Annotated in this window: 10 protein-coding genes; 8 read left to right on the plus strand and 2 right to left on the minus strand. The window is 68.9% G+C overall.

Features of this window, described 5'->3' with window-relative positions; genetic code table 11:
- The first annotated feature begins 54 nt into the window (after positions 1-54).
- From ASD79_RS09000 to ASD79_RS09035, 8 genes are all read left to right on the plus strand, one after another.
- A complete protein-coding gene (locus ASD79_RS09000; protein WP_056720748.1) occupies positions 55-1,605 on the plus strand; it encodes a tryptophan halogenase family protein in 1,551 nt (516 codons plus the stop codon).
- A 43-nt stretch (positions 1,606-1,648) separates the two neighbouring features.
- Complete coding sequence (locus ASD79_RS09005; protein WP_056720749.1) at positions 1,649-3,163, plus strand: tryptophan halogenase family protein; 1,515 nt, start codon at positions 1,649-1,651, stop codon at positions 3,161-3,163.
- A gap of 391 nt (positions 3,164-3,554) precedes the next feature.
- Positions 3,555-4,073, plus strand: coding sequence for a hypothetical protein (locus tag ASD79_RS09010; protein ID WP_056720751.1), 519 nt, complete (start codon positions 3,555-3,557; stop codon positions 4,071-4,073).
- Between the two features lie 22 nt (positions 4,074-4,095).
- Positions 4,096-5,475 carry a DUF6880 family protein gene (locus ASD79_RS09015; protein WP_235524378.1) on the plus strand — a complete coding sequence of 460 codons (1,380 nt, stop codon included), beginning with the start codon at positions 4,096-4,098 and terminating at the stop codon, positions 5,473-5,475.
- Positions 5,476-5,589: 114 nt separating this feature from the next.
- Complete coding sequence (locus tag ASD79_RS09020) at positions 5,590-6,162, plus strand: protein-L-isoaspartate O-methyltransferase (RefSeq protein WP_056720753.1); 573 nt, start codon at positions 5,590-5,592, stop codon at positions 6,160-6,162.
- A 135-nt stretch (positions 6,163-6,297) separates the two neighbouring features.
- A complete protein-coding gene (locus tag ASD79_RS09025) occupies positions 6,298-7,794 on the plus strand; it encodes a TolC family outer membrane protein (RefSeq protein ID WP_056720767.1) in 1,497 nt (498 codons plus the stop codon).
- A gap of 116 nt (positions 7,795-7,910) precedes the next feature.
- Complete coding sequence (locus ASD79_RS09030) at positions 7,911-8,447, plus strand: DUF2497 domain-containing protein (RefSeq protein WP_056720755.1); 537 nt, start codon at positions 7,911-7,913, stop codon at positions 8,445-8,447.
- A gap of 249 nt (positions 8,448-8,696) precedes the next feature.
- On the plus strand, positions 8,697-11,420 hold the full coding sequence (locus ASD79_RS09035; RefSeq protein WP_056720757.1) for a valine--tRNA ligase: 2,724 nt from the start codon (positions 8,697-8,699) through the stop codon (positions 11,418-11,420).
- 107 nt (positions 11,421-11,527) lie between these two features.
- On the opposite strand, the gene ASD79_RS09040 is transcribed toward ASD79_RS09035, so the two are convergent.
- Both ASD79_RS09040 and ASD79_RS09045 read right to left on the minus strand, forming a co-directional pair.
- Positions 11,528-12,010 (minus strand): hypothetical protein, encoded by a 483-nt coding sequence (locus ASD79_RS09040; RefSeq protein WP_056720759.1) that lies wholly within the window; start codon positions 12,008-12,010, stop codon positions 11,528-11,530.
- A 161-nt stretch (positions 12,011-12,171) separates the two neighbouring features.
- Positions 12,172-13,419 (minus strand): serine hydrolase, encoded by a 1,248-nt coding sequence (locus ASD79_RS09045; RefSeq protein WP_056720760.1) that lies wholly within the window; start codon positions 13,417-13,419, stop codon positions 12,172-12,174.
- Between the last annotated feature and the right edge of the window lie 265 nt (positions 13,420-13,684).

Consider the following 13,684-nt stretch of genomic DNA (forward strand, 5'->3'; position numbering starts at 1 on the left):
CATCAACACCAGGAAGCCGGAGAGCTTCGAGGAAGCGTGACGGGAGCGACGACCATGCAGGAGACCGCGCAGGATCGGCGCATCCGCGACATCGTCATCGTCGGCGGCGGCACGGCGGGCTGGATGGCGGCCGCGAGCCTGCGGCGTCATTTCGCGAGCGCGCCAATCAACATCACCCTGGTCGAGTCCTCCGAGATCGGGACGATCGGGGTGGGCGAGGCGACGATCCCGACCATCCGCCGCTTCTACCAGGCCATGGGCCTGTCCGACATCGACGTGCTGCGGGCCACCGGCGGCACCTGCAAGCTGGGCATCCGCTTCAACGACTGGCTGAAGCCGGGCTCGTCCTTCGTCCATCCATTCGGCCTGTACGGCCAGGACCTGAACGGCGTGGCCTTCCATCACTACTGGATGCGGCTGCGCGCCCTGGGCGAAAAGGTCCCGGTCGGCGACTATTCGCTGGGGGCCAGCCTGGCCGCGGCCGGCAAGTTCACCACCCCGTCGCGCGATCCGCCCTCGTCGCTGTCGGTCTTCGACTGGGCCCTGCATTTCGACGCCAGCCTGTTCGCCAAGCTGATGCGCCAGGTGGCCGAGCAGGGCGGGGTGCGCCGCATCGACGCCAGGATCACCAAGGTCAACCTGCGCGGCGAGGACGGCTTCATCGAGTCCGTCGATCTCGACACCGGCGCGACCGTGACCGGCGACCTGTTCATCGACTGCTCGGGCTTCCGCGGCCTGCTGATCGAGGAGGCCCTGCACACCGGCTACGAGGACTGGAGCCACTGGCTGCTGTGCGACCGGGCGCTGGCGGTGCAGAGCGAGGGGAAAGGCGATCCGCCGCCCTATACCGACGTCACCGCCCGTCCGGCCGGCTGGCAGTGGCGCATCCCGTTACAGCACCGCTACGGCAACGGCTACGTCTATTCCAGCCGCCACACCACCGACGAGGAGGCGAGGGCGGTGCTGGTCGGATCGCTCGACGAGCGCCTGCTGCACGAGCCGCGCCGGATCACCTTCAACCCCGGTCGCCGCCTGAAGGCCTGGAACAAGAACTGCATCGCCCTGGGCCTGGCCTCGGGCTTCCTGGAGCCGCTGGAGAGCACCAGCATCGCCCTGATCGAGACCGGCATCGAGAAGATCAAGCTGCTGTTCCCGAACCGCGATTTCGACCCCTGCGTCGTCGATGAGTTCAACGAGATGTCGCGGCTGGAGTTCGAGCGCGTCCGCGACTTCATCATCCTGCATTACAAGGCCAACCAGCGACCAGGTACGCCAGGGGGCGACCCGACCGGCTTCTGGACCCACTGCCGGGAGATGAGCATCCCCGACACGCTGCAAAAGAAGATCGACCTCTGGAAGGCCCGGGGCCATTTCGTCCGCTACCGCTGGGAGATGTTCTCGCAGCCCAGCTGGCTGGCGATCTATGCCGGCTTCGAGATGCTGCCGGAGAGCTACGATCCCAGCGTCGACGGTTTCGACGCCGGGCAGCTTTCGGGCGCCCTGGCCGAGATGCGCCGCGCGGTGGCCGAGGTGGTGGCGGCGACGCCCGCCCATGGCGACTTTATCGAACAGTACGCGCGGCCTCGGCCCGTGGCCGCCGAGTAAAGCAAAGCAAGATTTTCTGGGAACCGGGAAACCGGAACGTCACATGGCTCACCTGAACAAGATCGTGATCGTCGGCGGCGGCTCGGCAGGCTGGATCTGCGCCGCCATGCTCAGCCACTACTTCCAGAACGGCCCGACGCAGGTCGAGCTGATCGAGTCCGAGGAGATCGGCACGATCGGGGTCGGCGAGTCGACCATCCCGCCGTTCCTGCAGCTGATCCGCACCCTGGGCATCGACGAGCAGGACTTCATCCAGCAGACCCAGGCCGCCTTCAAGCTGGCCATCCGTTTCGAGAACTGGCGCAAGAAGGACGAGGTCTACTATCACCCGTTCGGCCAGATCGGCGGGCCGCTGGAGGTCAACGAGTTCTATCAGTGCTGGCTGCGGGCCAAGCAGAACGGCCATCCCTCGGGCCTGCAGGATTTCGCCCCGGCCACGGTGATGGCCGACACCGGCAAGTTCATGCTGCCGGGCAAGGCGCAGCGCACGATGATCGCCAACGCCAACTACGCCCTGCACATCGACGCCCGGCTGGTGGCCCTGTACCTGCGCAAGTTCGCCGAGGCGCGGAACGTCAAGCGCACCGAGGGCATCGTCACCGACGTCGTTACGCGTCCGGATGGCGGCATCGAAAAGGTGATCATGAAGGACGGCCGCGAGGTGGCCGGCGACTTCTTCATCGACTGTTCGGGCTTCCGCTCGCTGCTGATCGGCAAGACCCTGGGCGAGCCGTTCCGCGACTGGTCGGACGTGCTGCTGTGCGACCGCGCCGTCGCCACCCAGACCGAGAACATCAGCCCGCCCCATCCCTACACCCTGGCCCAGGCCCAGGATTTCGGCTGGCGCTGGCGCATCCCGCTGCAGCACCGGGCCGGCAACGGCTACGTCTATTCCAGCAAGTATCTCAGCGACGACGAGGCCACCGCCACCCTGCTGAGCCAGACCGAGGGCGAAGTGCTGCGCGACCCGTGGGTCGTGCATTTCAAGACCGGCATGCGCGAGCGGCTGTGGGTCAAGAACTGCGTGGCCATCGGCCTGGCCGGCGGCTTCATCGAGCCGCTGGAATCCACCGCCCTGCACCTGATCTACAAGGGCATGGACTATCTGCTGCGGTTCTTCCCGGACATGGACGCCGACCAGACCCTGGCGGCCGAGTACAACCGCCGCATGACGGTCGATTACGAGGAGATCCGCGACTTCGTGGTGCTGCACTACGCCGTCACCCAGCGCGACGACACGCCGTTCTGGCGCGAATACCAGAAGGTCGAGCTGCCGGAGAGCCTTCAGCAGCGGATCGCCCTGTTCAAGGCCGGCGCCGTGCTGCGCGACGGGGTGGACGACATGTTCCGCGCCCCCAGCTGGCAGTCGGTGATGGAGGGCATGGGCATCCGGCCCCAGCGCTACCAGCAACTGGTCGACCGCATTCCGCTCAGCGTGATCAACAACATGCTCGACAAGTCCGCGCCCATGCTGGCCGAGTTCGTCGCGACCCTGCCCAACCACGAGGACTTCCTGCGCGAGCACTGCCCGGCGGAGCCGTTGAAGCGTTCAGCCTGAATACGCCCTGTCATCACCCTTATTGAATCGTCATCCCGGGCCTTGTGCCCGGGATCCCTGGTTCGGCTGACGGTGAAGCGCCTTGGCGCGCTGGCGCGCCACACCCCCGCACCTGCGGCGGATAGAGGGATCCCGGGCACAAGGCCCGGGATGACGGTGGAGGAGGGCGATGGACGTCAGGCTCACGGGCATTCTCGTGACGAACGAATCCGGCTCGAACCCTACGCCAGCGCGCCGTCGGCCGAGGCCAGGGACCGAGGTCGCCTTCCAGTCGTCCAACAGAGGCTCCGCGACAAGGGCGGCGATGGCGGCCGGCGGCGCATCGCGCCATACTGCCCGAGCCCGTCGCGTTCCAGGCGGAGCCCTTGAAACAACTGGCGTTTGCCCACTGATGCTCACGCTTCCCGAAACTCCACGACCCGGCCGTTGGCGACGCCTCACGCAAGGCGAGCGCGACCTGGCCGCGCAGGTGTTCGGCGCCGGCCTCGACGCCGGGCGGGTGCGGCTGCTGGCCATCCCGTTCTGGAACCGCGCCTTCGCGGCCGGCGGCGGGTTGATCGTCTGGCCGGCCCGCGCGATGCGGCCCGACTTCGCGGCGCCGGAGGTGCTGGTGGCCGAGCAGGCGGTGTTCGTCCACGAACTGGTGCATGTCTGGCAGGCGCAGCGCGGCCTGAACCTGCTGCTGGCCAAGTTGCGGGCCGGTGACGGCCTCGCCGCCTATGCCTACGACCTGGACGGCGAAGCCCGGTTCGCCGCCCTGAACCTCGAACAGCAGGCCATGGTGGTCGAGGACGCCTTCAGGCGGCTGCACGGCGCCGCCGCGCCCCATGCAGCCTTGGCCTATGCCGCCGTGCTAGAGGATGCGCTTCCGGACCTGGCGACTCGCCTGGGCGGGCGGTTTGAGGCGTGACGGGAGAACTCCGCTGGCGACGGTGAAGCGTACAGGATCGCGCAAGACCCTGACGACGGCGAACCTGGCCGCCCTGGGCGCCGAGCGGCTGGCCGAACTGCTGATCGACGTCGCCGAGGGCCATGCCCAGATCAAGCGCCGGCTGCGGCTGGAGCTGGCGGGCGAGGTCGGGCCGGGCGACCTGGTCGCCGAACTGGCCAAGCGCATCGATTCCGTCGCCGACAGCCGGGCCCGGGTGCACTGGCGCAAGCACAAGGAGTTCGTGCGCGAACTCGACATGATCCGGGTCCTGATCGCCGGCCGCCTGACCGCCCTGGACCCGGCCCTGGCCCTGCCGCTGATGATCGGCTTCATCGACCTGGCCGAGGGGGTGTTCACCCGCACCCAGGACGCCAAGGGCGAGGTCGAGGCGGTGTTCCAGGCCGCCGTCGCCGACGTGGCCGCCATCGCGCCCCTGGCCAAGTCCGACCCGCGCGTGGTGGCCGACCAGCTGTTCGACCTGTTGCTGAGCGGCCGGGCCGGGCTGTCGACGCGGGTTCTGCGCAACGCCCTGCCGGCCTTGAACGCCCTGGCCATCGCCACCCTGCGGGCCCGGGTCGAGACGGCCATGGCCTCGCAGCGGCGGGTCAGCGCCACGCTGAAGGCGGCGATCCAGGTGCTGGCCGACGCCCAGGGCGACGTCGACGGCTATATCGCTCAGTTCACCGACTCCCAGGCGGTGCTGCCGCCGATCGGGGCCCAGATCGCCCGCCGACTGATGGCGGCGGGCCGGCTGGACGAGGCGTTGGCGGCGCTCGACCGCGCGACGCCCGGCTCGTTCGCGCAACTGGTCGGGACGGTGCTGGGCCGGCCCAGCCCGCCCGGGCCTGGAGCCCTGGACTGGGAAGAGGCCTATATCGACGTGCTGGAGGCGCGCGGGCAGGGCGACCTGGCCCAGGACATGCGCTGGGCCGGCTTCGAGCGCGGCCTGTCGGCGGAGCGGCTGCGCGACTACCTCAAGCGCCTGCCTGATTTCGACGACGTCGAGGCCGAGGACCGCGCCCTGGCCCATGCCGAGGACTTCCACGACCTGCACGCCGCCCTGGATTTCCTGGTCCAGTGGCCCGCCTGGGACCGCGCCGCCCGCCTGACGCTGCGCCGGTCGGGCGAGCTGGACGGCGACCGACCAGAACTGCTGGAGCCCGCCGCCCGGGCGATCGAGGGCCGCCATCCGCTGGCCGCGACCCTGCTGCTGCGGGCGCTGATCCTCGACACGGCCCGCTATGCCCGCACCACCCGCTACAAGGACGCCCAGCGGCAACTGCTGGAGGCCGCCTCCCTGGCCCCGGCCATCGCCGACTGGAGCGGCCATGAGGACGCCGAAGCCTTCGCGGCGCGCGTGGCGGGTTTTCGGCGGTGGTGACGGGCCGCCGTCGCCGCCTGCGTCCTACGGTCGCGCTAGTAAAAAGCCTCGATTGCCTAGAGACGAGCGGCGGACCTATAAGCGGCTTGAAAGTCTAGCCCTTCGAGGGATTCCATGAGCTCCGATTTCGCCGCCGCGCGCCTCAACATGGTCGAAAGCCAGATTCGCACGGCCGACGTCACCGACCTTCCCTTGCAGGACGCCTTGCGCGTCGTGGCGCGCGAGGCCTGTGTGCCGGCCGGCAAGGCCTATCTGGCCTATGCCGACGCCGACGTCGAATACGCCCCCGGCCGCTGGCTGCTGCGCCCGCGCGAGGTGGGCAAGCTGCTGCAGAACCTGCGGCCCCGCGAGGGCGACAAGGCCCTGGCCATCGCCGCGCCCTACGCCGCCGCCGTGCTGGAGAAGATGGGCCTGGCCGTCACCCGCCTCGACGGCGACGACCTGACCGCCGTGCCGGGCGCCAACTACGACCTGATCATCTGCGAGGGCGCCGTGCCGCGCGCTCCGGCCAGCTGGACCAAGGCCCTGGCGGTCGGCGGCCGACTGGGCGTGGTCGAGCGCGACGGGCCGGTGGGGCGGGCCGTGATCTATGTCCATGCCGAGGACGGCGTCGGTCGCCGCGCCGTTTTCGACGCCACGCCGCCGCTGCTGGCGGGCTTCTCCGTTGAACCAGGCTTTGCCTTCTAGTCGCTTCCAGTCCAGAAATATCCGCGCAACGTCTGCGTGAAAAAAGCTTAACTAGCGAGCTCTGGTCTCACGCCTTACAGCCGATCATAAAGGTCGCGGGCGTCGCGTTTGGTGGGTTTCTTGGGGATGAACTTGATGTCGAATAGCCGTCGGGCCGGATTGTTGGCCGCCGCTTGCAGCATGGGCCTGATGATGGGCCTGGTTTCGACCGCCCAGGCCGAGACCCTGACGGACGCCTTGGCCCTGGCCTATCAGACCAATCCGAGCCTGCAAGGGCAGCGCGCCAACCAGCGCGCCACCGACGAAGGCGTGGTGCAGGCCAAGACGGCCTTCCGGCCCACGGTCAACGGTTCGGCCAGCATCAGCGGCACCCATACGAACTACGCCGATCCGGTCGAGACCAGGAACATCCTGGGGCAGGTCACCAGCACGCGCGGCCACGCCGACTCGGCCGGCAGCGGCGCTTCGCTGAGCCTGGGGCAGACGCTCTACGCGGGCGGCCGGTCCTCCGCCAACCTGACGGCCGCCGAGGCCGACGTGCTGGCCGGCCGCGAGGACCTGCGCAGCGTCGAGCAGTCGGTGCTGGGCGGCGTCATCCAGTCCTATGTCGATGTCCGTCGCGACCAGGAGCGCCTGCGCATCGCCCAGGAGAACGTCAACGTCCTGAGCCGCCAGCTGGAGGAATCCAACGCCCGCTTCGAGGTCGGCGAGATCACCCGCACCGACGTGGCCCAGTCGGAAGCCCGCCTGGCCGCCGCCCGCGCCAGCCTGTCGTCGTCCCAGGCCCTGCTGGCCGCCAGCCGCGCCGCCTACGCCGCCGTGGTCGGCCAGAACCCGACCGACCTGGCGCCCGAGCCCTCGCTGAAGGCCCTGCTGCCCACCAGCGTCGAGCAGGCCTTCGACCTGGTCGACCAGAACAACCCGTCGGTTCAATCGGCCCGCTACGCCGAACAGGCCGCCGCCGCGCGGGTCGCCGCGGCCAAGGCCCTCTATCGTCCGACCGTCTCGGCCCGGGCCGGCCTGGGTTGGGACGCCAGCGAGAACAACAGCGCCGGCCGGCAGTATGGCGACTATGACCGCTCGCTCAGCGGATCGATCACCGCCTCGGTGCCGATCTTCACCGGCGGCCTGAACGGGTCGCAGGTCCGTGTCGCCAAGGAACGCGAGAACGCCGCCCGCATCGCCGTCGAGGGCGCCAAGCGCGCCGCCCTGCAGCAGATCTCCACCGCCTGGAACAACCTGCTGGCCTCGCGCGCCAACCTGATCTCCAACGAGGAGCAGGTCCGCGCCACCAAGATCGCCTTCGAGGGCGTGCGCCAGGAGCAGCAGGTCGGCCTGCGCACCACCCTGGACGTGCTCAACGCCCAGCTCGAACTGGCCAACGCCGAGGTGGCCCTGGTCGTCGCCCGTCGCGATGAGTACGTGGCCAGCGCCAGCGTGCTGCAGGCCATGGGCGTGCTGAACGTCGCCAACCTGGCGCCGGACGTCGAGCGCTACGATCCGGTCAAGTCCTACGACAAGGTCAACCACGCGTTCGGCTGGGTGCCATGGGAGCCGGTGCTGCAGGGCGTCGACAAGCTGGGCGCCCCTTCGACCAAGGTCAAAGGCGAGACCGTCGCGACCGCCAGGTAGGGCGAATCGGCGCGGCAACGACGCTTGAGCTTGCTTAAGACGCGCAAGTCTGCACCATCGCTCCGAGCGCTCGGTGGGCGCTCACAGGATTCGTACCCCTTCGAGACGGCCCGCACATGTCCGACCAGAGCTCACAAGAACCGACGATGGAGGAGATCCTCGCCTCCATCCGACGCATCATCTCGGAAGATGACGCGCCCGCGGAGGCCGCGCCGGCTCCCGAGCCGGAAGCCGCGCCCGTCGCCGAGGAGCCCGAGGTCGAGGACGACGTCCTGGAACTGACCGATCCGATCGAGGCGCCCGCGCCGGTGGAATCGATGGGCGACATCGACGTCTATTCGCCGGAGCCCGAACCCGAGCCGGAACCCGCGCCGCCGCCGCCGGTGTTCGAAGCGCCGGCGCAACCGGCCTTTTCGCGCGAGGAAGTCGCCGAGAACCTGGTCGGCGACCACGCCTCGACCCTGGCCGCCAGCGCCTTCGGTAGCCTGAGTTCGGCCCTGCTGATGCCCAAGGACGGGCGCACCCTCGAGGACGTGGTCCGCGAGCTGCTCAAGCCGCTGCTCAAGGAGTGGCTGGACCAGAACCTGCCGCGCATCGTCGAGACCAAGGTGGAAGAAGAAGTCCACCGCATCGCCCGCGGTCGCGGGGTATAGCGGCCTAACCGCCCTGCGTCCTTCGAGGCTGCGCTTCGCTTCGCACCTCAGGATGAGGTCGGTGGATTGCTTCTGAATTCCTCATCCTGAGGCGCCCACGCAGTGGGCCTCGAAGGACGCAGGACAGGGCAATCCGCGAAATCCGAGAAGGCGGTCGCTCCGGCGGCCGCCTTTTTCCGTCCAAATTTCCCCCAGAACCCCAGGCCGCCGGTTTCGCCGGGCGGCCGCAGATGGCATACCCGCAGCGCCATGCTTGAAAAGACCTTCGATCCCAAATCCGTCGAACCGCGCCTGTACGCCGCCTGGGAGGCCTCCGGGGCCTTCAAGCCGAGCCAGGATCCGAACGCCGAGGCGTTCACCATCGTCATCCCGCCGCCGAACGTCACGGGGTCCTTGCACATCGGCCACGCGCTGAACAACACGCTGCAGGACGTGCTGACGCGCTTCCACCGCATGCGCGGCAAGGCGGCCCTGTGGCTGCCGGGCACCGACCACGCCGGCATCGCCACCCAGATGGTGGTCGAGCGCCAGCTGGCCGCCGCCGGCAATGTCGGCCGCCGCGACATGGGCCGCGAGGCCTTCGTCGAGAAGGTCTGGCAATGGAAGGCCGAAAGCGGCGGCGAGATCGTCAACCAGCTGCGCCGCCTGGGCGCCAGTTGCGACTGGTCGCGCGAGCGCTTCACCCTGGACGAGGGCCTGTCGGCCGCCGTCCGCAAGGTGTTCGTCCAGCTTTACAAGCAGAACCTGCTCTATCGCGACAAGCGCCTGGTCAACTGGGACCCGCAGTTCCAGACCGCCATCTCCGACCTCGAGGTCGAACAGCGCGAGACCGACGGCCACTACTGGCACTTCGCCTATCCGCTGGCCGACGGCGTGACCTTCCAATATCCGGTCGCCTTCGATGAGGATGGCAAGGCCACGGCGTTCGAGACCCGCGACTTCATCGTCGTGGCCACCACGCGACCCGAGACGATGCTGGGCGACACCGGCGTGGCCGTCCATCCGTCGGACGAACGCTACAAGGACCTGGTCGGCAAGTTCGTGACCCTGCCGATCGTCGGCCGCCGCATCCCGATCGTCGCCGACGACTATGCCGACCCGACCAAGGGTTCGGGCGCGGTGAAGATCACGCCGGCGCATGACTTCAACGACTTCGGGGTGGGCAAGCGGCACGGCCTGCCTGCGCTCAACATCCTGACGCCCGACGCGCGGCTCAATGACGAGGTTCCGGCCGAGTACCAGGGCCTGGACCGCTTCGCCGCCCGCAAGCTCATCGTCGCCCGCGCCGAGGAAGAGGGCTGGCTGAAGGAGATCGAGAAGACCCGCCACATGGTCCCGCACGGCGACCGCTCCGGCGTGGTCATCGAGCCCTATCTGACCGACCAGTGGTACGTCGACGCCAAGACCCTGGCCCAGCCGGCCTTGAAGGCGGTGGAGGAGGGCGCGACCGTCTTCGAGCCCCGCCACTGGGAAAAGACCTATTTCGAATGGCTGCGCAACATCGAGCCCTGGTGCGTCTCGCGCCAGCTGTGGTGGGGCCACCGCATCCCGGCCTGGTTCGGCCCCGACGGCCACATCTTCGTCGAGGAGACCGAGGAGGAAGCCCTGGCCGCCGCCATCCTGCACTATGGCGATGACGCGCCGATCCTGAGGCGCGACGAGGACGTCCTCGACACCTGGTTCAGCTCGGCCCTGTGGCCGTTCTCGACCCTGGGCTGGCCCGAGAACACCGACGACCTCAAGCGCTTCTACCCGACCTCCACCCTGGTCACCGGCTTCGACATCATCTTCTTCTGGGTGGCCCGGATGATGATGATGGGCATTCACTTCATGGGTGAAGTCCCGTTCAAGCAGGTGTTCATCAACGCTCTCGTCCGTGACGAAAAGGGCGCCAAGATGAGCAAGTCCAAGGGCAATGTGATGGACCCGCTGGTCCTGATCGACGAACTGGGCTGCGACGCGGTGCGCTTCACCATGACGGCGATGTCGGGCCAAGCCCGCGACATCAAGCTGTCCAAGCAACGCATTGAAGGTTATCGCAATTTCGGTACCAAGCTGTGGAACGCCTCGCGCTTCGCCCAGATGAACGAGTGCGTCCGCGTCGAGGGTTTCGATCCCGGCTCGGTCAAGCAGCCGATCAACAAGTGGATCCGCGGCGAGACGGTCAAGACCGCCGCCGAGGTGACGCGCGCCCTGGAGGAGCCGTCGTTCGACGCCGCCGCCACCGCGCTCTACCGCTTCATCTGGAACGTGTTCTGCGACTGGTACCTGGAGCTGGCCAAGCCGATCCTCAACGGCGACGACGCCGCCGCGAAGGCCGAGACTCGGGCTACCGCCGCCTGGGCGCTGGACGTGATCCTCAAGCTGCTGCACCCGGTGATGCCGTTCATCACCGAGGAGCTGTGGGACAAGACCGCCGAGTTCGGCAGCCCCCGCACGGGCATGCTGATCGTCGAGCGCTGGCCCGAGTTGCCGGAAAGCTGGATCGATCCCGAGGCCGAGGCCGAGATCGGCTGGCTGGTCGAGACGGTCGGCGAGATCCGCTCGGTGCGCGCCGAGATGAACGTCCCGCCGGGCGCCAAGCCGCCGCTGACCGTGATCGGCGCCAACCCCGAGACCAAGGCCCGCCTGGCCCGTCACCGCGACCTGCTGCTGACCCTGGCCCGCCTGGACAGCGCCCGCGAGGCCGAGGCGGCCCCGGCCGGCGCGGTGCCGTTCGTGCTCGGCGAGGCGACCGGGGCCCTGGCCATCGCCGAGTTCATCGACCTGACCGCCGAGAAGGCCCGGCTGTCCAAGGAGATCGCCGGCCATCTCGGCGAGATCGACAAGACCGCCAAGAAGCTCGGCAACCCCGACTTCCTGGCCCGGGCCAAGGAAGAGGTCGTCGAGGAAAACCGCGAACGCCTGGCCGACGCCCAGGCCGCGAAGGCCAAGCTGGAAGCGGCTTTGGCGCGGCTCGAGGCGGTGGGGTAGGGCTTAGCGCCCAGATCGGGGACACACACTCACGCCAAGGCTTCGGCCAGCTTGGCAAGGGGCCGCGAGTGAGTGTATGTCCCCGTCGGCGCCTGAGGTGCGCGCTCTCAACGACTAAGATGCACGTCCGATATGGCGGCGTCGCACTTGGCGATTTTCAGTTCCAGCTGCCCGCCGCCATGCGTGACCTCGATGCCTCCGCCCGGAAGCGTCATTGGCGGGCGCCAGCGGAACACGGTCCAGCGCTGGCCTTCGTCCTTGGCTTCGACCGCAGGGTAGGAATCACGATCCGCCTGCGGGAAGAAGTCCTTCTCCACGGCCAGGAATATCGAGCGCGCGGTCTCGGCGCTGGTCACGAGCGGCTTGCCGGGCTCTCCCCATCTCGCCGAACAGGATAGGGCATCCGGAGCGGCCAACGCCGATGTCGCGACGCCAACGAAGGCCACGGCGACGGCGGTCGCGACGGTCGATCTGAGAAGGTTCTTCATGCGGCAAGACTGGCCCGCGACGATGACCGACGCAACGCGCACGGCGTGATCCAACGCCCTTGCCGAGAGGGGCTTCGTCGTGGACGGGGTTTTCACTTTCATTAACCACCGTCATTCCGGGCCTTGTGCCCGGAACCCCTGGTTCAGCCGACGGTGAAGCGCCTTGGCGCGCCGGCGCGCCACACCCCTGCACCTGCGGCGGATAGGGGGGTTCCGGGCACAAGGCCCGGAATGACGGTGGGAGGAGGAGGGAGGGCCTCGCCTCACCGCCTGTAGACCGCGTCCCGCAGCTGCGCCGTGAAGGGTCCGTTCATGCCCTCGAAGGCGGTGTTGGTCATCGCCACCACCGTCAGGCCGCTCTTGGGATCGACGAACCAGCTGTGGCCGTAGACGCCGCCCCAAGCGATCGTGCCGGCCTGCTGCGGGGTGTTGGCGACGGTGGGGTCGTCCAGCACCGCCCAGCCATAGCCGAAGCCCCAGCCGGGGCCCTGGGTCGCCGCCTGCGGGCCGACCTGGTCCTGCATCATCGTCGCGACCGTGGCGGGCTTGAGGATCGGCGCGCCGCCCTGGCGGATCGTCTCCAGGAAGACCAGCACGTCGCCGGCCGTGCCGACCATGCCCGCGCCGCCGGACGGGAAGGCGGTGGGGTCGGTGGCGCGGCTGGGGGCGAAGCGCACGGCGGTTTCTCCCAGCGAGACCTCCTGGTTGTCGGTCATCCGGGTCGGGGCGGGCTGGGCGTTGACATAGGGCGTCGCCAGGCGGGCCGGGTCGCGGGCCACGAAGCCGGCGTCGGCCAGGCCCAGCGGCGTGGTGACGGCCTGGGCGACCACCTGGGGCAGGGTCTGGCCGGTGGCCTTCTCCATCACCCCGCCCAGCACGTCGATGGCCAGGGAATAGCGCCAGGCCGAACCGGGCGCGAAGCTCAGCGGCGCCTTGCACAGGCGGCGCAGGTTCTCGTCCAGCGTGATCCCCGACAGGTCGATGCCGTCCGACACCCCCAGCTGGTGATAGGGGTGCGACGACGGCTCGGCCAGGCCGTAGGTCAGGCCGCTGGTGTGATTCAGAAGTTGCCGCACGGTTATGACCGGTTCGGTCCCGTCGGGCAGTTTGGGCCGGAAATCCGGCAGCCATTTCGTCACCGGATCGTCCAGGCGCAGTTTGCCGTCCTCGACCAGGCGCATGGCGGCCGCCGTGACGAACGGCTTGGTGACCGAGGAGAAGCGGAAGACCGCGTCCTCGCCCATCGGCCGCCCGGCCTCGCGGTCGGCCAGGCCCGCCGCGCGGTGATAGACGACCTTGCCGTCGCGGGCGACCAGCACCACCGTCCCGACCAGGCGGTGTTCGGCGATGGCGCTGTGGATGACCTTGTCGATCCGCGCCGCCAGAACCGGGTCGGGCGCGACGGCGATTCTCACGGGTGGGGCGGGCGGAGCGGACGGGGCGGCCCCGGCGCCGGGAGCCGCCAGGGTCAGGCTGGCGACCGCGACGAGGCTGGTGATCCATGGGCGCATGACAATCCCTCGCTGTGGAGCCCGACATTCGTTGATGTCGAAGTAAGATGATCCCGCGGCTCGGGACAAGCCCGGCGGTCCTGGCGCGGTCGATCCCCGCGCGCCACGGGGATGGACGGGGTTCGCCTCCAGCAAAATCAACGCCCTACGATTTTCTCGTTTTTCTCCGTCCTCACCCCTTCCGGGCGCCCCGATACTGAGCTCACCCCATCGCACGGGGAGGGACGTCGGCCGGCGACCTGACGGGCGGTGGGCAGTGGTCGAG

This window comes from Caulobacter sp. Root655 (assembly GCF_001427665.1).
Classification (GTDB): domain Bacteria; phylum Pseudomonadota; class Alphaproteobacteria; order Caulobacterales; family Caulobacteraceae; genus Caulobacter.